General features: G+C 42.7%; 17 protein-coding genes, 7 tRNA genes, 1 pseudogene and 1 riboswitch. Of the genes and pseudogenes, 6 read left to right on the top strand and 19 right to left on the bottom strand.

The window, feature by feature from the left end; translation table 11 throughout:
• The first annotated feature begins 2 nt into the window (after window positions 1-2).
• The gene (locus CSV73_RS07200) at window positions 3-776 is read left to right on the top strand and encodes a DUF3891 family protein (protein WP_158232305.1); all 774 of its coding nucleotides are present in this window, start codon (window positions 3-5) and stop codon (window positions 774-776) included.
• Between the two features lie 42 nt (window positions 777-818).
• Here the strand turns inward: CSV73_RS07200 and metK are convergent, their stop codons facing one another.
• Window positions 819-2,030: a methionine adenosyltransferase gene (gene metK, locus CSV73_RS07195; RefSeq protein WP_099627045.1), complete on the bottom strand. Its 1,212-nt coding sequence runs from the start codon at window positions 2,028-2,030 to the stop codon at window positions 819-821.
• A 176-nt stretch (window positions 2,031-2,206) separates the two neighbouring features.
• Window positions 2,207-2,326: riboswitch (SAM riboswitch) on the bottom strand.
• 177 nt (window positions 2,327-2,503) lie between these two features.
• On the opposite strand from metK, the gene pckA reads away from it, so the two are divergent.
• Window positions 2,504-4,096 carry a phosphoenolpyruvate carboxykinase (ATP) gene (gene pckA / locus CSV73_RS07190; protein WP_099627044.1) on the top strand — a complete coding sequence of 531 codons (1,593 nt, stop codon included), beginning with the start codon at window positions 2,504-2,506 and terminating at the stop codon, window positions 4,094-4,096.
• Between the two features lie 79 nt (window positions 4,097-4,175).
• On the opposite strand, the gene CSV73_RS07185 is transcribed toward pckA, so the two are convergent.
• The 6 genes from CSV73_RS07185 to CSV73_RS07160 all read right to left on the bottom strand — a co-directional run bounded on the left by CSV73_RS07185 (window position 4,176) and on the right by CSV73_RS07160 (window position 8,015).
• Entirely contained in the window at window positions 4,176-4,967 is a 792-nt protein-coding gene (locus CSV73_RS07185; RefSeq protein WP_099627043.1) for an alpha/beta hydrolase family protein, read from the bottom strand.
• The gene (locus CSV73_RS07180; protein WP_099627042.1) at window positions 4,951-5,418 is read right to left on the bottom strand and encodes an NUDIX hydrolase; all 468 of its coding nucleotides are present in this window, start codon (window positions 5,416-5,418) and stop codon (window positions 4,951-4,953) included. The genes CSV73_RS07185 and CSV73_RS07180 overlap by 17 nt, the downstream gene beginning before the upstream one ends.
• A 48-nt stretch (window positions 5,419-5,466) precedes the next feature.
• Window positions 5,467-5,781, bottom strand: coding sequence for a transposase (locus CSV73_RS07175; RefSeq protein ID WP_232319204.1), 315 nt, complete (start codon window positions 5,779-5,781; stop codon window positions 5,467-5,469).
• 100 nt (window positions 5,782-5,881) lie between these two features.
• Window positions 5,882-7,210, bottom strand: coding sequence for an NAD-dependent malic enzyme (locus tag CSV73_RS07170; protein ID WP_085131403.1), 1,329 nt, complete (start codon window positions 7,208-7,210; stop codon window positions 5,882-5,884).
• Window positions 7,211-7,320: 110 nt separating this feature from the next.
• The gene (locus CSV73_RS07165; RefSeq protein WP_085131404.1) at window positions 7,321-7,500 is read right to left on the bottom strand and encodes a putative motility protein; all 180 of its coding nucleotides are present in this window, start codon (window positions 7,498-7,500) and stop codon (window positions 7,321-7,323) included.
• 65 nt (window positions 7,501-7,565) lie between these two features.
• Window positions 7,566-8,015 (bottom strand): Dps family protein, encoded by a 450-nt coding sequence (locus CSV73_RS07160; RefSeq protein WP_085131405.1) that lies wholly within the window; start codon window positions 8,013-8,015, stop codon window positions 7,566-7,568.
• Between the two features lie 97 nt (window positions 8,016-8,112).
• Between CSV73_RS07160 and yidD the strand changes: the two genes are divergently transcribed.
• Both yidD and CSV73_RS07150 read left to right on the top strand, forming a co-directional pair.
• Window positions 8,113-8,343 (top strand): membrane protein insertion efficiency factor YidD, encoded by a 231-nt coding sequence (yidD, locus tag CSV73_RS07155; protein ID WP_085131406.1) that lies wholly within the window; start codon window positions 8,113-8,115, stop codon window positions 8,341-8,343.
• A gap of 93 nt (window positions 8,344-8,436) precedes the next feature.
• Window positions 8,437-9,393, top strand: coding sequence for a metal ABC transporter solute-binding protein, Zn/Mn family (locus CSV73_RS07150; RefSeq protein ID WP_099627041.1), 957 nt, complete (start codon window positions 8,437-8,439; stop codon window positions 9,391-9,393).
• Window positions 9,394-9,419: 26 nt separating this feature from the next.
• Here the strand turns inward: CSV73_RS07150 and CSV73_RS07145 are convergent, their stop codons facing one another.
• From CSV73_RS07145 to CSV73_RS07125, 5 genes and pseudogenes are all read right to left on the bottom strand, one after another.
• Complete coding sequence (locus CSV73_RS07145; RefSeq protein WP_233202849.1) at window positions 9,420-10,856, bottom strand: o-succinylbenzoate--CoA ligase; 1,437 nt, start codon at window positions 10,854-10,856, stop codon at window positions 9,420-9,422.
• Window positions 10,857-10,922: 66 nt separating this feature from the next.
• On the bottom strand, window positions 10,923-11,741 hold the full coding sequence (gene menB, locus CSV73_RS07140) for a 1,4-dihydroxy-2-naphthoyl-CoA synthase (RefSeq protein ID WP_029055123.1): 819 nt from the start codon (window positions 11,739-11,741) through the stop codon (window positions 10,923-10,925).
• A gap of 20 nt (window positions 11,742-11,761) precedes the next feature.
• Window positions 11,762-12,586 (bottom strand): 2-succinyl-6-hydroxy-2,4-cyclohexadiene-1-carboxylate synthase, encoded by an 825-nt coding sequence (gene menH / locus CSV73_RS07135; RefSeq protein ID WP_233194261.1) that lies wholly within the window; start codon window positions 12,584-12,586, stop codon window positions 11,762-11,764.
• 166 nt (window positions 12,587-12,752) lie between these two features.
• A pseudogene (gene menD / locus CSV73_RS07130) lies at window positions 12,753-14,297 on the bottom strand (2-succinyl-5-enolpyruvyl-6-hydroxy-3-cyclohexene-1-carboxylic-acid synthase); the annotation flags it as partial.
• Window positions 14,290-15,666, bottom strand: a complete 1,377-nt coding sequence (locus tag CSV73_RS07125; protein WP_099627040.1) for an isochorismate synthase — start codon at window positions 15,664-15,666, stop codon at window positions 14,290-14,292. The gene CSV73_RS07125 and the pseudogene menD, both read right to left, overlap by 8 nt.
• A 237-nt stretch (window positions 15,667-15,903) precedes the next feature.
• Between CSV73_RS07125 and CSV73_RS07120 the strand changes: the two genes are divergently transcribed.
• Together CSV73_RS07120 and CSV73_RS07115 are read left to right on the top strand one after the other, a co-directional pair.
• Entirely contained in the window at window positions 15,904-16,815 is a 912-nt protein-coding gene (locus tag CSV73_RS07120) for a 1,4-dihydroxy-2-naphthoate polyprenyltransferase (RefSeq protein ID WP_085131411.1), read from the top strand.
• A gap of 148 nt (window positions 16,816-16,963) precedes the next feature.
• On the top strand, window positions 16,964-17,713 hold the full coding sequence (locus tag CSV73_RS07115; protein WP_233191801.1) for a TraR/DksA C4-type zinc finger protein: 750 nt from the start codon (window positions 16,964-16,966) through the stop codon (window positions 17,711-17,713).
• A 275-nt stretch (window positions 17,714-17,988) separates the two neighbouring features.
• Here the strand turns inward: CSV73_RS07115 and CSV73_RS07110 are convergent.
• From CSV73_RS07110 to CSV73_RS07080, 7 genes are all read right to left on the bottom strand, one after another.
• Window positions 17,989-18,060 (bottom strand) — tRNA-Glu (locus CSV73_RS07110).
• A 7-nt stretch (window positions 18,061-18,067) separates the two neighbouring features.
• Window positions 18,068-18,158, bottom strand: a tRNA-Ser gene (locus CSV73_RS07105).
• Window positions 18,159-18,165: 7 nt separating this feature from the next.
• Window positions 18,166-18,240, bottom strand: a tRNA-Asn gene (locus CSV73_RS07100).
• 1 nt (window position 18,241) lies between these two features.
• Window positions 18,242-18,318 (bottom strand) — tRNA-Ile (locus CSV73_RS07095).
• Window positions 18,319-18,322: 4 nt separating this feature from the next.
• Window positions 18,323-18,396, bottom strand: a tRNA-Gly gene (locus tag CSV73_RS07090).
• Between the two features lie 5 nt (window positions 18,397-18,401).
• A tRNA-Phe gene (locus CSV73_RS07085) sits at window positions 18,402-18,477 on the bottom strand.
• Between the two features lie 47 nt (window positions 18,478-18,524).
• Window positions 18,525-18,600: transfer RNA gene (locus CSV73_RS07080), tRNA-Asp, on the bottom strand.
• Between the last annotated feature and the right edge of the window lie 42 nt (window positions 18,601-18,642).

Raw genomic sequence — 18,642 nt, 5'->3', positions numbered from 1 at the left:
AGATGATTGTACGTGAACACGAGAAAACATTCAGCTTTGTGCAGCAACATCATCATGGACACCTCGCCGGTGAATTAATGAAACACTGGAAAAAGGATATGTTTCCTGATGATCAATGGCGTCATTCCGTATTGACTGCCATTAGTAACCACGACATCGGCTGGGCTCCTTTTGATAAACAGCCTTTTTGGAATGATGCGAAGTCGGCACCTTTTCGATTCACTGACTTCCCACTGCTCCCTAAAACAGTACTTTATCGCCAAGGAATCGATGATATAGAACAGATGGACCAATATGCAGCAATGCTCTGTAGTCTTCATTATGAACAGTTTATACAGAGTAACAACGAAAAAGAGGCTAAGCTATTTATCAAGGGTGAACAGAATCGTCGTGAACGATTGTGTAAAGAAATCGAGGGTTTTGATAAGGATTTATTTGAAAAGCATTTTGCTTTGCTTCAGCTTGGAGATAACTTTTCCTTATATTGTTGTGTGAATGATCCAGGTATCGACAAAGCGAATGAACATGTATTCTTTCGCGACGGCATTCCTTCTACAAGCATTTTCCATACATTACCGGTAGGACGAATTGGGATATACTTTGCAGATCAGCACACTGTTAAAGTGGAAAATTATCCTTTTAGTTATTCATTTGACGTTGAAGTAAAGCAAAAGACTGTCTTGAAAAAAGATATTGAGGATCACGGATTGCAAGTAGCTTATGAAAAGGCTGACTATGAAGTAATTCCTTTTCATTTTACGCCGTCAAATAAATAAAAAATGCAGAAAGAAGAAATAATTTCCTCTTTCTGCACTCCATTATTGCTTCACACGTACTTTACTTGCAAGTTCTTTCAACGCTTCCACTTTATCCGTCTGCTCCCATGGCAATTCGATGTCAGTGCGGCCAAAGTGACCGTACGCTGCTGTTTGTTTGTAGATAGGACGACGTAGGTCGAGCATTTTAATAATGCCTGCCGGTCGAAGGTCAAATAATTCACGTACGAACTCTACTAATTGAGTTTCGGATAGTGTACCGGTATCAAATGTATTGATCGAGATAGAAACCGGGCTCGCTACTCCAATAGCGTACGCCAACTGAACTTCACAGTGCTCAGCCAGTCCAGCTGCAACGATATTCTTTGCAACATAACGTGCTGCGTAAGAAGCAGAACGGTCCACTTTCGTAGCATCCTTCCCTGAGAATGCACCGCCACCATGACGGGCATATCCACCATACGTATCGACGATGATTTTACGTCCAGTCAGACCGGAGTCTCCTTGAGGTCCACCCACAACAAAGCTGCCAGTAGGATTAATGAAGTATTTAGTATGCTCGTCCAATAAGTTTTTTGGAACGACTGCATCAATCACAACGTTCTTTATATCCTTCTCAATTTGCTCGAGTGTCGCTTCAGGATGATGTTGTGTAGAAATAACGATTGTGTCGATTCGCACAGGATTATTATCTTGATCGTATTCTACCGTCACTTGTGTTTTTCCGTCAGGACGTAAATAAGATATAAGTTCTTCTTTACGCGCTTGTGCCAAGCGATGTGCCAATTTATGAGAAAGGCTGATGGGTAGAGGCATTAACTCAGGCGTTTCATTACATGCATATCCAAACATTAGACCTTGGTCTCCTGCACCGATTGCATCCAATTCTTCATCTGACATAGAGCCTTCGCGTGCTTCGAGTGCCACGTTGACACTTGCAGCGATTTCAGGTGACTGCTCATCAATGGAAGTAAGTACAGCGGACGTTTCGTAATCGAAACCGTATTTCGCACGAACATACCCGATTTCCTTAACAGTATCACGAACAACTTTTGGAATATCCACATACGTTGTCGTAGTAATTTCTCCCATTACTAATACGAGTCCTGTTGTGATACTCGTTTCACATGCCACACGCGCATTTGGATCTTCCGTTAGGATTGCATCTAAAATTGCGTCTGAAATTTGGTCGCACATCTTGTCAGGATGGCCTTCTGTAACTGATTCTGATGTAAACAGTCGACGGTTTGTCATGTTGTTTCCCCCTATATTAAGCATCATGATACGGTACTCTCATAAGTCCCTGGTAAAGTTCCACGCCTAGACGTCAAGCATATACCATAAGGATTCAGGGCTAGACAATATAAAAAGCCCTCCACTCATATTCAATCCATGAGTAAAAGGCAAAATTTCACGCGCAGCACCTTTCACTCTTATCGTCCAAGGAATTAAACCTTGCTTCAGGTTTGGCACCTTCGCGTTAGACTTGCGTCTATTGCAGGTTGCCGGGTTTCACAGGGCCTGTACCCTCCACCAACTCGGGATAAGAGTATCCGTTCATGTCACATCGTATTAAAAAGTTTGGATTTTGTCAAATTATTTCTCCTAAATCACTTGAGTTTTCCATTAGTATAGATTAATATTCTTAATGTGTTATACTATTTACGAATTAGGATATTCTCATCAAGATAAAAATAAATCGACTACGCAAAGGACGGTATGTAAACATGATATCTGCAAAAATTGATGATAGTTTAAAAAGTCTTCTTAGTGGAAGCAACGTGACGATCCAAGCGTCTGTGGCGGAATTAACGGAAAAAGCAGTAGCAAGAGGCGAAGCTAAACTTTCTGCCGACGGTGCGATCACTGCACGTACAGGTAAATATACAGGACGCTCACCTAAGGACAAATTCATCGTTGAAGATGCAGTGTCTAAGGATAAAGTAGATTGGGGTAGCACGAACAGTCCGATTTCAGAGGAGATCTTTGATTCATTATACACGAAAGTCATCGATCATTTGAAGAAAAAAGATGAACTCTTTGTATTTAAAGGGTTTGCAGGGGCAGATAAAGACTCTCAATTGTCTATCCAAGTAATTAACGAATTAGCTTGGCAAAATCTGTTCGTTCACCAACTATTCATCCGTCCAACCAAAGAAGAATTGAAAGCACATGAATCGCAATTCACCATTTTGGCTGCCCCTTCATTTAAAGCGGATCCAAAAGTGGATGGCACGAACTCTGAAACGTTCATCATTGTATCGCTGGAAAAGCGAATTGTCTTAATCGGTGGAACAGAGTACGCTGGAGAAATGAAAAAGTCTATTTTCTCTGTTATGAACTTCTTACTTCCTGAGCAAGATATCCTATCCATGCACTGTTCGGCAAACGTTGGAGAAGAAGGCGATGTTGCTTTATTCTTCGGTCTTTCTGGAACAGGTAAAACGACACTTTCAGCAGATGCTAACCGTAAACTTATTGGTGATGATGAACACGGATGGTCTGATAATGGCGTATTTAATATTGAAGGCGGATGTTACGCAAAATGTATCAATCTTTCTGCTGAAAAAGAACCTGAAATCTTCGGAGCAATCCGTTTTGGCGCTGTTTTAGAAAACGTAGTACTGGATGAAGAGACACGCATTGCTGATTATGATGATAAATCATTAACAGAAAACACACGTGCTGCATATCCAATCGAAAACATTGATAATATCGTGACACCGTCAGTTGCTGGTCATCCGAAGAACATTATCTTCCTTACAGCTGATGCTTCTGGTGTATTGCCTCCAATCTCGATTCTTTCAAAAGAACAGGCAATGTACCACTTCTTGAGCGGTTTCACTTCCAAACTTGCTGGAACTGAGCGTGGAATTACTGCTCCTGAACCAACATTCTCTACTTGCTTCGGTTCACCATTCCTACCACTTCCTGCAGCTACATATGCAGAGATGCTTGGAAAGAAAATCGATGAGCACGGTTCAAAAGTATTCCTTGTGAATACAGGATGGACTGGTGGGATCTACGGTGTAGGTTCACGTATGAACTTAGGCTATACACGTACAATGGTGCGCGCTGCAATCGCCGGGAAGTTGGACAATGTAGAAACAAAGAAGAACGAAATCTTCGGATTGGAAATGCCTCTTGAAATCGAAGGTGTACCAAGTAATGTTCTACACCCTCGTTACGCTTGGGAAGATCCAAACGAATACGATAAAGAAGCAAACCGTTTGGCTGATGCTTTCCGTGAGAACTTCAAGAAGTTTTCTCACGTTTCAGAAGACATCGCAATCAAAGGCGGACCACCCGTCAGTAAATAATGGCATACGAAAAGGCTGACCCCTCTGGTCAGCCTTTTTACGTCTACATTGTAATCACTTAAGCGGTGGCGGATGCACATCATTGTCGCTTCATCCAATCCACTGCTTTTTTCACAAGTTGTCGATTCATTTCAGGAGGAATATAATGCGTAAAGCCTTCTAAATACCAAGTTTCAAACTCTTTATTCGCATCACGCAATGCATTCTCCAGCAATAAAGCCTGATCAAACGATACATTCGTATCAAGAGTTCCGTGGATAATCAATGCCGGAATATCAATATTCTCTATCTGGAATAGCGCTGTTCTTTCACGATACGCATCTGGTTGACTATTCGGCGTGCCACCGATGACACGCTTCATCATACGTCGCATATCCTGTCGCTCTTTGTATGTGAAGATCACATCTGAAACTCCTGCCCATGTTACCATAGAAGTTAAATCTTCGCGCATAATGGCTGTCCATAAGGCCATGATCCCGCCTCTTGAAAAAGAGAATAAATGAATGCGATCTGAATTGACTGCACTTTGCTGTTTCAGCACTTCCACGCCTGTCACGGCATCATTGCGATCCTCCCCCGCAAATTCATCCTTTCCTTCACCACCACGATTGCCGCGATAATAAGGAGCGAATACCACAAGACCATGCGACGCAAATTGTGCAATACGCGCTGGCCTCACCATCCCTACATGTTGGATACCGCCACGTAAATAAAGCAATCCATCATACCGTCCTTTTGCTTTCGGTGTTGCCAGAAGTCCTTTTACAAGCAAGCTATCAGAACTATAGGTGATTTCTTCCAATCTGACATGGGGGTTTGGGGAGGGATAATCTTTTCTCCGTATGATTTTACCATCAGTTAGTTCTATCATTCGCTTCCACCCACTTCCTAAGCTCACCCATTCCGCGATCTTTCATATGAAAGCTGAGTTCAGTACAGGCATCTAGTTCAGCGTCGGTCATCCAAACTACGCCTTCTGTTTCCATTAACGTAAAGTCTTTTTCCACATGTGTTATATCTCCTGTGAAAACGGCTTTGCAAAAAGGCGGATCAGTAAAGACTACGTACTCAGCAAATGAATGAATATTTTCTACAGTGACGCCTGTTTCTTCCATCGTTTCCCGAATAGCAGCTTGTTCAATTGTCTCTCCTAATTCCGCTTTTCCACCAGGAAATTCAATGCCGCGTATTCTATGTTTGGTCAATAACCAGCGATTGTCGTGCTTAATAATAACGAGCACATGGCGAGATTCAATTTGATGTAAATTGGGTCCAAAAGTCAATTCCACATGGGCCCCTTGTAAATCTTCAAATTTCAGCAATACGGATCACGTCCTTTCCTCTAGTGTAGCGGAAAGATGAGCGAGGAATCAACGAAATAGCGGTAGTTGCTCGATAAAACGTTTGGATTCATCATCGGTAAATTCATGAATCAGTGCAAAGACCTTCTTCAATCGTAAATCCAATTTGTCATTGTCTGGGTCATAATGATATTGAGCATAAGGTAAATGCGATCGAAGGAAATTTTGCCATTCTAGTTGTTCCATCTGAGCAAATAGTTTTTCGAAAACAGGATAAACTTCTTTTGTAACCTCTACTTTATATTCCCATGTCGAAGAGTGAGGATCTGCAAGTACTAATTTGTGATTAAGTGATATATACATTGGATATTTTTCTTCTATCATAATCATCCTACTTTCTCTTTTTACGTAGGATGCTTCATAAAGGAAAAATTATTCTACAGCAAAAAACCTATTAACGATATATTGTTAATAGGTCATCGCTTTAAATTTCTTGATCCTGTTCTTCATACACTACTTTTTCAACTGCCAACGCTACATTAATGTGAACGTTAGGATCTAATGGATGCGGTACTAAATCGTCACGCTTTGTGCTATCTACAATGGCCAAGGCTGCAGCGATAAGCATTGGATACGTGATAGCTTTCGCATTTGCATTAAGTGCACCACGGAAGATGCCTGGGAATCCAAGAACATTATTGACTAGACGACCATCAGCCGCATAAGCTGCGCCTGCTTCCAATGCAATTTCTGGAGTGATTTCTGCGTTCGGATTAGATAAAGCCAAGATGATTTGACCTTTACGAATCATTTCTGGCTTAATGAGATTAGCAACACCAGTTGTCGCAATGACTACATCGCATGTCTCCATGATTTCTTCCATTGTTTCAACGACGGTACCACCGTACTTCGCTAACATCTCTTTGGCACGGGGATTAGGATCTGTTCCTTTCATTTCTGCTACACCATATGCCATAAACATGCGGCTGATTGCTAGACCTGCCGCGCCTAAACCAATTTGTCCGACTGAAGCATCGGCCAGGTCCACTCCAACATGTTTGCATGCTGTGAGCGCTGCTGCTAATGCTACGACTGCTGTGCCATGCTGATCATCATGCATAACAGGAATCGGCAATTCTTTTTTTAAACGCTCTTCAATTTCAAAGCAATGCGGGGATCCAATATCCTCCAGTAAAATCGCACCAAAGCCTTGATGGATATGTTTGATCGTTTCTACGACTTCATCGGGATTGCTTGTATCAAGTAAAATAGGGATACCACTAATACCAACGAATTGATCAAATAAGACAGCTTTTCCTTCCATAACGGGCATCCCCGCTACAGGACCAATATCTCCAAGCCCTAAAATAGCTGTACCATCAGTCACGATTGCTACCGTATTTGAAATACCTGTGAAATAATTTGCCTGTTCCGGATCTTCTTGGATTGTTTTGCATACACTTGCCACACCCGGTGTATAGACTCTCCGTAAATCTGCTAGGGAACGGATTTCGTGAGTGGCTTTCATATGAATTTTTCCGCCTTCATGCATTTGCAATACATCATCTGTAATAGCTTGAACTTTGATACCTTGTTTTAAGTTTTCAATCGCTACCACGATTTCAGCCAAATGCTCTTGATCATTACATTGTAATGCAATTTCTCTAATCGTAGAAAGCGTTCCTACTTTAATCGTTTGGATGTCACCAATATCCCCATTTAACTGACCAATTGCCATAGTAACTTTACCAAGATTGCCCGGTTTAGAAGGAGTTTCGATAATTAAATTACGCAAATATTGTCCTTGAGCCATTTTCAATATACCTCCTACTATGTCTTGTTTTATTTATATTCTAACAGTATTTCTGTCTACTTCCATAAAAAAACACACATCTCTAATTATTCAAGATGTGTGTTCTCCATTCAAGCCTTGATATCGATAGAAGCGCCTTTCGTTGGATGCGCTACAGATTGGTTTTCAAGACCATTTAGCATATCATTCATAGCAGAAGTCTCCATTGAAAGAGCCTTATTCATGACGCTCATTTGAACGGTTGATTGCAAGCTTCTCAACTGGCTGGACATGATTGAATTGATATCCATATCGTTCAACTCCTTCCTGGTATTCACTTCTTACTATCGGCTAATTTTTTGATGAATGAAGAGTTTTACTCGTTTGTTTCGCCGAGAAATGCGTTTAACATCCATTGATGCTTTTCCACACTCTGATAAACGGCATTTAACATATCTTCCGTCATATGATCTGAATCCTTCGCTGCAAGTTCCATACCTTTTTTCAATGATTTCATGGTCTTATCAAAATCATCTACTAACGTCTGCACCATATCATTCGCTTTTTCTGTGCCTTTTGCTTCGTCGACAACAGATTCAGATAAATGCTGGGATAATGTTGCAGTCGGTTCGCCACCTAAAGTCAGTACACGTTCTGCAATTTCGTCCATATGCAATGTTGCTTCATTGTACAACTCTTCAAATTTAGCGTGTAATGTGAAGAATTGACTTCCTTTTACATACCAGTGATAGTTATGAAGCTTCGCATACAATACAGACCAGGTAGATACTTGTTTGTTTAGTTCCTGAATTAATTCCTTAGACATAAAAAAACACTCCTATAATCGTTTTATGCTTCTCTCTTTTAATTTACCACTTATATAGGTAAACTAAACCTTATTACGTCAGAAGGTGATGGATATAGTGAAGAAAGTATTTATACAACTGATCCGGTTCTACCAGAAATTTATTTCCCCCCTATCACCGCCCTCATGCCGATTTCATCCTACTTGTTCACATTATGGTGTGGAAGCAATTGAGACGCACGGAGCGCTCAAAGGTAGTTGGCTTGCGGTAATGCGAATTTTAAAATGTCATCCATTTCATAAAGGTGGATTTGATCCAGTACCTCCCAAAAAATCAGATACGAAATAATCCGTACTAGGTTGCAAACATACAACATATCTTGTATGATGAAAAAACAATCTAAATAGTAATCATTCCGATTACGTCACGGAGGCATTTTGAATGAAAAATCGTTTACTACTGCTGGCAGCCGCTTTGTTGCTAGTATTAAGTGGTTGTAACAATAGTGCAACTACCGAACCGGATGATACGTCATCCAAACCATTACTCGTTTACACTACTGTCTATCCATTGCAATATTTCACTGAACGCATAGGTGGAGAGTACGTCGACGTGAAATCCATCTACCCGCCTGGGACAGATGAGCACGTGTTTGAGCCTACACAGAAAGATATGATGTCCTTGGCAAAAGGAGATTTATTCTTCTATATAGGACTTGGACTTGAAGGTTTTGTACAAAAGACGGAGAAAACGTTGCAGAATGAAGAGGTTCAGTTTGTTCCAATCGCTGATTACATCGATTTCGAGGAATTGGAAGAGGGGCATTCTCACGAACATGGAGAAGAAGAGCATGATGATCACGGACATGAAGGGGCAGTCGATCCACATGTTTGGATATCTCCTTATCTCAGCACGAAACTCGCGGAGAAAATCACACAAGAGTTGTCGGATGAACTACCTGAACATGCAGAGTCTTTCAAGAAAAACTTTGATGTTTTATATGATGAATTAGAAGAATTAGATCGCGGATTTAAAACCATGGCAGATGCCGCACCAAACAAAACATTCTTCGTGTCCCATGCAGCATTCGGCTACTTGGCAGACGCATACGGGTTACAGCAACTTGCAGTATCTGGTCTTGACTCGCAGAATGAACCTTCACAAAAAGAATTAGCTTCTCTTGTGAAAAATGCAAAAGAACAAGACATCCAGTATATTTTATTTGAACAAAACGTCAGCTCAAAATTGGCTGAAGTCATTAAAAAAGAACTGGATGCCGAAGCACTTACTTTGCATAATTTGAGTGTGTTAACTGAAGAAGATATTCAAAAGGAAGAAACGTACTTTACTCTTATGGAACAGAATTTGGCAGTATTGAAAAAAGCATTAGGTAGCTAACAGTGGATGTATACTCCACTGTTTTTTTATAGCCATTTTTTCAATTCGAATCGCATGAGTTTATTCGATGCATTGCGAGGCAGTTGCTCTACGAATCGAAATTCCTTTGGTAGTTTATAACGCGCTAGACGTTCGGAACAGAATTCCAACAGCTCTTGCGTGTTAGCTGAACCCACGAGGAATGCAACAGGTACTTGTCCCCACTCCGGATCCTCTCTCCCACAAACGCCAGCTTCCCTTATAGTAGGATGTGCTAGTAACACATTTTCAATCTCGGCAGGATAAATATTCTCCCCACCTGAAATAATCAAATCAGCACGTCGATCCACGATGAACAAATAACCTTCCTCGTCAAGATAGCCAGCATCTCCTGTAGCAAGCCAACCATCTTCGGTCAGCGCATTGTGTGTACTTTGACTTCCGATGTAACCTGGCGTCACGTGAGGACCTTTTATGAGCACTTCTCCTATTTCACCTGGTTGAACAGTATCTTTAATTGCCACTTGATTGAAAAATAACGGTTTACCTGCTGAACCTAGCTTACGCGTCGCATCTGCTTTTCCAAGAGTCGTCGTTTGCGAACATGTTTCGGTCATACCGTATGTCTGAAGTATCGGGAGTCCACGTGCAGTCGCGCGCTCCAGATAATCCAGTGGTACGGGACCTCCACCTACGAGCATAGTACGAAATTGTGGATGTGCTTTGCTATCAGTTGATGCCATCACACGAACTATTTGATCGAGCGTCAAGGCAACAACCGACATGGCGGTTACACGCCCTGATATGATTTGTGCAGCAGCTTCTTTTGCATCAAATTTTTCGTACAAGCGCATTTCCATTCCGTAGATCACGGAGCGAATGACGATCGATAGTCCACTTATATGGAATAACGGCATCATGCAAAGCCATGAATCTTCATCGGTCAATCCGAGATTCAACGCTGAAGCAAGTGCGCTCGACGTATGATTTCCAGCTGTCTGTCGGACTCCTTTAGGAACACCTGTAGTGCCTGAAGTGTACATAATCGATAGCGTCTGATTTTCAGTCCACTGTTCCAGCATGATGAACTCTTTTCGCTCAGATTGTCGAACTGCGGAATAGTATAAGCTCTTGATATGACCTAATTTTGGATAGGTATGTATTTGATCGTCTACAAGCATAATTTGAGCTTCGGAATCACGTACTTGCCAATCTAATTCTTGTTCTGTCAGCCGATTGTTCAGACAGACTACCTCCACACTTAATAACCAGCACGCATGGATGAAAAGTACCGTTTGTTCATTGGAGTGGCTGAGCAGCGCCACCCTACTTTCGGACTCAACTCCAAGATGATGAAGTTGTTGTGCGATTTCAAGGGATTGTTCATATAGTTCAAGATATGACCACTGTCCTTGCCCGGTAACTAAAGCGGATGCGTCAGGCGTCAATTTGGCCCGTTGTGCAAGCCAATTTGGAATCATCATAGGTAACTCCTCCAATTAAAAATAACGTAATGAAAAAGCTGCCTAAGTTAGGCAGCTTTCATTTATTTAAGGGAAACGTGGGAATTGATCGAAGTCCGGTTTACGCTTTTCTTTAAACGCGTCGCGTCCTTCTTTCGCTTCATCCGTTGTGTAATAAAGCAATGTAGCGTCTCCAGCCAGTTGCTGAAGTCCAGCCAAGCCGTCTGTATCTGCATTCATTGCCGCTTTCAGGAAGCGAAGTGCAGTTGGACTCTTGCCTAGCATTTCTTCACACCATTGAACGGTTTCGTCTTCTAGCTGCTCATAAGGAACCACAGTGTTGACTAAGCCCATATCGAGTGCTTCTTGCGCGTCATATTGACGACATAAGTACCAGATCTCACGTGCTTTTTTATGGCCAACAATGCGCGCAAGGTATCCTGAACCATATCCTGCATCAAATGAGCCTACAGTAGGCCCTGTTTGTCCGAAACGTGCATTGTCTGCAGCAATCGTCAAGTCACATACTACATGTAACACGTGACCGCCACCGATTGCGTATCCTGCTACCATTGCAACAACTGGTTTTGGAATAACGCGAATCAAACGTTGAAGATCTAAAACGTTCAAACGTGGAATTTCGTCGTCTCCAACATACCCACCGTGACCACGAACAGATTGATCGCCACCAGAGCAGAACGCTTTCTCTCCTTCACCAGTTAACACGATCACTCCAATTCTCTGATCATCTCTTGCACGTGAAAATGCATCGATTAGTTCCATTACTGTTTTAGGACGGAATGCATTGCGCACTTCCGGACGATTAATCGTGATTTTTGCGATACCATTGTACATTTCGTACTTGATATCATCATATGTACGAAGCGTTTCCCATTGACGGGTCATAATAAATTCCTCCTCTAGTTTTACACTGTTTTCAGAAAGCTCTTTATCATTGTAGCAAATTGTTGAGGTTTTTCCACGTGAATTGCATGCCCTGCATTTTTTATCGTTTCGTGCCGGGCATTTGGCAGGTTTTTTATCATTTCCTGTGCAATAGTTTCAAATTTCTCGTCTTCACTTCCGGTAACTAATAATATAGGTAATGAAAGTTGCTCAAGCGTCTGCCAGTATGATGGCTGACTGCCCGTCCCAATCCCACGTAAACTGTTTGCCAGACCGGTTGGACTTTGATTGAGGCGTTCATTGCGCACTGCTTGTTGTTGTGATTCAGTCAGTTTCTTTTGTGTATGAAATAACGGAATCTCCTGCCAAAAGTCGACGAATTCTAGCATTCCTTGTTGTTCTATCTTATCTGCAAGCTTATTATCTGCGGTACGCCGTGCGAGTCGTTGTTCTGATGTACGCAAGCCTGGTGAACTGCTCTCAAGTACAAGACTCGTTACTTTTTCAGGATATGTTGCAGTATAGCCTAGCGCAACACGCCCACCCATCGAGTAGCCCAGCAAATTCGGCTTCTCAATTTCAAGCTTCTGTAAGACTTCATACAAATCCTTTATTTGTTCTTCCATCTTGTAGCGAGTAATCGTTTCGGGTGCCTCTGTCTTGCCATGTCCGATTAAATCAATCGCGACAACATGATAATCCGTCACAAGCTGTTCAATCGTTTCCTGCCAAGTAGCTGTCGAGCCTGTAAAACCATGCAACATGACAATTGGCGGCAAGAGTTCATCTCCGTATCGTGCAATGTGCGTATCAATGCCTCTGATCGTCAATAGTTCAGTCGTCAATGCGTTCCACCTTCTTCGCGATTTCCCGCCACACAGAGCGATGAGCTTCCACATTGTCTGCACGCACTGTTGCCACTTCAATAATTCGTAGATTAGTCCTCTTATCGGTTTGCATTGCCTGTTCGAATGCTTGTATCGTATCTACCGCATCATACTGCGCTTCATACATTGCTGCGATATGATGGAATGTTAAATTTGTGGGGGTTCCAAATAATTGCTCATAATGGTGTTCAATAGACGCTTGCGGTAAATAGGAAAATATCCCGCCACCGTTGTTATTAATCAGAACGATTGTCAAATCGGTTTGCTGTAAACGGGAAATAATCAATCCGTTGATATCATGCAAAAAAGCTAAATCTCCAATCAATAAATAGGTCTTGCGTTTACGCCCTTCTTGAATACCTAGAGCAGTCGAGACTACCCCGTCAATCCCATTTGTTCCTCTATTGCAGAACAATGAAATATCGCGGTTTGTCTTTTGGAAATGCGTATCCACATCTCGAATCGGCATACTGCTGCTACAGACTACATCCGATCCATCCGGTAAGTTGGCAATGAATTGACGAACGAAGTGACCTTCGTCTTGATTGAAATGTTCATCGTCATTCATGACATCTGTGGAAATTTGATTGGCTTCAGTCCACTGTTTCGTATACTTTGTTCGCTCACGTGGTAGATATATTTGCTGCCACATACTCTCTGCACTCACTTGTAAATGATGGGTAGTCAGACCAATCGGATCACGATAGTTTGGTGAGTCATCGATCACGATATACGTTTCTGGACAACTCTTCTTCAAAAACAACAATAATGGTTTAGAGATGGGTTGCGGGCCGAATCGTATGACGCAATCAGGTCGCACTTTTTCGACAAACACTTCACTTTTCAGTAACGCATCATACTGATCAATACAAAGATCGTTACAATCTGAAGGCACTTGTGAGCGCAGATTGGACAGTGGATCGCATAGTACGGGCCATTGAAGCGCTTTAGCAAAGTCCCAGAAACAGTTCTTATCTAAAGTTGTCGCTAGCTCGCCCATAACGAGTATGCCTTTTTTCGATTGTGTAATGGCCGTTTCGAGTACTCTTGCCATTTCTTCTGTTACAGCCAAGTTCCCTACCAACTGTTGCTGGAATCGACTGACTTGCGCAGTTGCTTGTAAATCAATAAGTAACGGCTCTCGAAACGGTACATTTAAATGAACAGGTCCTTGTGGTGCAGTTTTCGCAACGGAAAGTAGTCTAACGGCACGTTGTTCCATATATCGTAAAATGTCTTCTCGATTTTCAGGCACAGGGAAATCGACACTATCTTTAACGTGCTCTCCGAACATGCGAATTTGATCGATTGCTTGTGGAGCACCGACTTCACGTAATTCATGCGGACGGTCCGCTGTGATGACGATCAACGGCAATCTTGCATAAAAAGCTTCTGTCACTGCAGGATGATAGTTCGATGCAGCTGTTCCTGATGTACATAGTAAAATCACCGGTTGTCCAGTCGCCTTCACTAATCCAAGTGCGTAAAAAGCTGCGGAGCGCTCATCGGTATGCATATAGGTCTGCATACCCTCAGAGTTCGTTAGCGCATACGCGAGTGGTGTTGATCTGGATCCGGGACTAATAACCGCTCTATTGGCTCCTTGCCGTATAAGAGCATCTGTTAAACGAAGCACATAACTCGTTAATCCTGTTTCATGATCATTCATGTAAACGGCCTCCGAGCGCGCGTAACACGGGACGGAATTTCACCCATGTTTCCGCATATTCTTCCGTTGGTGTAGAATCGGCTACAATACCTCCGCCAGCATATAAATAGGCCTCATTGCCAGTTAGCAGTCCAGACCGAATGGCCACTGCAAACTCTCCATTACCCGCAGAATCCGCCCAACCAATCGGCCCGGCATAAAAGCCACGGTCCATTTGCTCTTCTTCGCGAATGATTTCGAGCGCTTTCTGACGTGGAACTCCACCTAGAGCAGGCGTTGGATGAAGTGCTTCTACTAGACGGAATATATCCTGATTCTTCGCAAGCTCGCCTTCAACCGGCGTGAATAAATGCTGTATATCTCGTACTTTCAAAAGCTTTGGTGTTTTATTGACTTGTAGTGATGTGCAAAAATCCGAGAAGACTTGCGTAATCATATCGACTACATATTGATGTTCTTCACGGTTTTTCTTATCTCGTAACAACACTTCCCCAAGTCGCTGATCTTCTTGAGCCGTTTTTCCGCGTTCAATAGAACCCGCTACACAAGCTGAATACGCATGTCCCTTATAAATTTCAACCAATCTCTCTGGCGTTGCACCGAAGAACATTTCCTTCCCAATTTGCAGACCAAAGTGATAACTAGCAGACTGTTCATTCGTAATCGTATGCAACGCAGCAGCCTTTTGGAATTCTTCTTCGAACGTCAGTTTAATTTTACGTGCAATGACTACTTTCTCTGCCTCTTGCGCTTTAATATGCGATGTCACGTGCTCTACAGCGTCCATATAGCGGTCCGTAGCCAATTCTGTCTGCTTGATTACGCTCGGCTTTCCTTGGAACGTGAATTCGTCAACCTGTGCAATATGAATCAAGCGGTCACGTTCTTGACGCAACGCTTCAAAGTCTGCTGCGGTTTGCGGTTCATCCGTAATATAATTAATCGATACATACGTTTTACCTTTTTCGATTTTCAGTTGGAATAAAGGCACAGTAAAATAAGCAGCTGGAAAAGCGTTCCACTCATCGTCTTGGCGGGTGTGAGGATCAAAAGAAAACCCTCCAAACAACACCGGATCGACATCTTTTTCTTCCTTAATCAAACCTTCACATAACGTTGCCCATTGTGAAGAAATCGACTGAAAACGATCCTTCTCCGCTGTTAGAACTGTAGCCTGACCCAAACCGACAAGTTTTACTGTCTTGTCTGCATTTTGCCAGAAGAAACGATGCTCACCATAATGTGAAAAGCCTGCTTCAAAAAAAGCAAGCGGACTAAGCGTTTCCACTTCCAATGTTTCCGTAAAAAAACGAGATTCAGCGCCTGTTGCCGGAACCGTCTTCTCTCGATCGGTCAATTTCCGAATCATCCCACTCTCTCCTTCTCATCGTGCAATATGTTTTTCGACAATTTACGCTCAGACTTCATTTCTCTGAACAATAAGTACCTCTATTCTAGCACATTGGACGCTGTACTTAATATATAATGTCTCGCTGTATAGGAGCGCATTCGACAATTATCTTTTGCAGTCATCTCTTCTTACCTAACTGCTTGTTTTTGTTGTATACTATCAGATGATGATTACATATATAAGGAGAGATTACCCGTGCAACACACAATAGAAACCGATACCGGCTGGCGAGTTTGGTGGCAGCTAACGCGCCCACACACATTGACTGCTGCTTTTGCACCTGTCTTTTTAGGGACCATGATTGCGTTACAATACGGACCACTTCATTTCCCGTTATTTTTAGCGATGCTTGTAGCAAGTTTATTTTTACAGATGGCTACGAATATGTTCAATGAATACTATGATTTCAAACGAGGACTCGACGATGAACACTCGATCGGTATTGGCGGTACGATCGTCCGGAACGGCGTACAACCAAAAACCGTATTAAATTTAGCACTCATTCTGTATGGCTTATCTGTTCTCCTAGGCATTTACATTTGCATGGAAACTTCTTGGTGGCTTGCCGTCGTAGGTTCTGTTGCCATGCTGATTGGCTATTTGTATACTGGCGGACCCTATCCGATTGCTTATACCCCATTCGGCGAGCTGGTTTCTGGATTTATTATGGGCATGTTATTAATTTTAATTGCATTCTATATTCAAACAGGAACTGTCACTGGCAATGCCATATTGCTATCTGTACCGAGCATGCTTTTAGTAGGTGCGATTATGTTAGCAAACAATATTCGGGATATTGTACAAGATACTAAGGGTGGCAGGAAAACCATGGCAATTCTTATAGGTCGAAATAATGCTGTAACGATATTGGCAATGTTTTTCATCGTGTCGTATGGATGGATCATTGCACTTGTCGTGACAGGTCATGTGTCTGCATGGGCATTACTCGTACTACTGAGTATTCCCAAACCGTTACATGCTACGAAAACCTTCCGAAAGTATGAACAACCTATTCAAGTCATGCCTGCGATGAAGGATACTGGCGTTACCAACACGCTGTTTGGCCTGCTTCTCGGTATCGGCATTCTCATCGCTCACTTCATCTGAATAAACTATCTCCACAACGTCCACACTGAAAAAGGTGGACGTTTTTTTGTTGTAGAGGTTTACTATAGCTTGTAAACAGGGAAAGACTGAAATAAGAAAGCTTTCTCGGACTTTATCGGTCAACTAAGAAAGCCACATAGAAAGGGTCGTGACTATATTGTTAACAACTAAACAAATTCAACAACTCGAAAAAGAATTACGAGCTATGGAAGAACGTTTGACTGAAACAGAAAACGAGACGGAGATTGTAAAGACTGCACAAGAAGATGTAGGCGAATTATCCATGTATGATAATCACCCCGCTGATATGGGAACAGAATTATATGAGCGTGAAAAGGACATGGCACTCAATACACACGCAGAAGGTGAGCTAGAAAAAGTTCAGAACGCGCTACAAGCCATGCAGGACGGCACTTATGGCAAATGTGAAGTCTGTGGTAAGGAAATACAATTTGAGCGCTTAGAAGCAATCCCTTACACGACTGTGTGTATTGATGACGCGAAAAAAGATGTTCCAACTGATCGACCAGTTGAAGAGGATTTATTAATCATGGCAGATCCTAATTCATTTGCAGCACGAAGGGAAGGAGACGCAATAGATTACGAAGATAGCTTCCAGGAAATCGCACAATCAGGAACATCTGAAACACCTTCAGACTTCTCAGGCAATAAAAATCGAGACTACGGTGATCTGTACGATGAAGAAAATGAAGATAGTGTAGAAGAATACGAAGAGTTTGCAGTGTCTGACATTACCGGTGAACCAGCTGGGTTTGTACGCACTGCAGACGCGATAGAGTATGAAGAGGAGTTGGATGTGGAAGGGATTGAATCACCATTAGGTGACATCCCTTATAAAGAAAGTGACAGCTATATTGATGCAGAGAAAGATAAGTAATTAAAAAAAGAGTAAGTCCCACATGCGTTCATTGTAGGGCTTACTCTTTTGCATGTACTTTCGTTCCTTAACTTCACTAGCCGTTGCATACTATCAAGTACCAGTTTGAGGACAGATAGCAGTAGCGTGACAACTTTTTCAAATAGCAGTGCATAAATTGTCAACACGACTCTACACTATTGCAAAGCCTTGTACTCCCCTCAGCTGCTTCCTACATAACTTATATCGGATAATAGAAAAAGGTATTGCACAGTTGTGCAATACCTTTTTATGTATGACCCCTACGGGATTCGAACCCGTGATACCGCCGTGAAAGGGCGGTGTCTTAACCGCTTGACCAAGGGGCCAAAATTATGGCGGAGAAGGAGGGATTCGAACCCTCGCACCGCTTTCGCGATCTACACCCTTAGCAGGGGCGCCTCTTGAGCCACTTGAGTACTTCCCCATAAAAATGGCTCCGCAGGTAAGACTCGAACTTACGACCGATCGGTTAACAGCCGATTGCTCTACCACTGAGCTACTGCGGAATGGTGGGCCTAAGTGGACTCGAACCACCGACCTCACGCTTATCAGGCGTGCGCTCTAACCAGCTGAGCTATAGGCCCCTATTGGAGCGGGTGGGGAGAATCGAACTCCCATCATCAGCTTGGAAGGCTGAGGTTTTACCACTAAACTACACCCGCAATTATGGTGGCTCAGGACGGAATCGAACCGCCGACACAAGGATTTTCAGTCCTTTGCTCTACCAACTGAGCTACTGAGCCACATTTGTTACTTCCATAAAGACGCTTTTCTAAGCGTATGTATAAAATGGCGGTCCCGACGGGAATCGAACCCGCGATCTCCTGCGTGACAGGCAGGCATGTTAACCGCTACACCACGGGACCTTGGTTGCGGGGACAGGATTTGAACCTGTGACCTTTGGGTTA

The sequence above is a fragment of the Sporosarcina sp. P1 genome (assembly GCF_002743155.1).
Lineage (GTDB): Bacteria > Bacillota > Bacilli > Bacillales_A > Planococcaceae > Sporosarcina > Sporosarcina ureae_B.
This window is presented reverse-complemented; position numbering and strand designations above follow the sequence as displayed.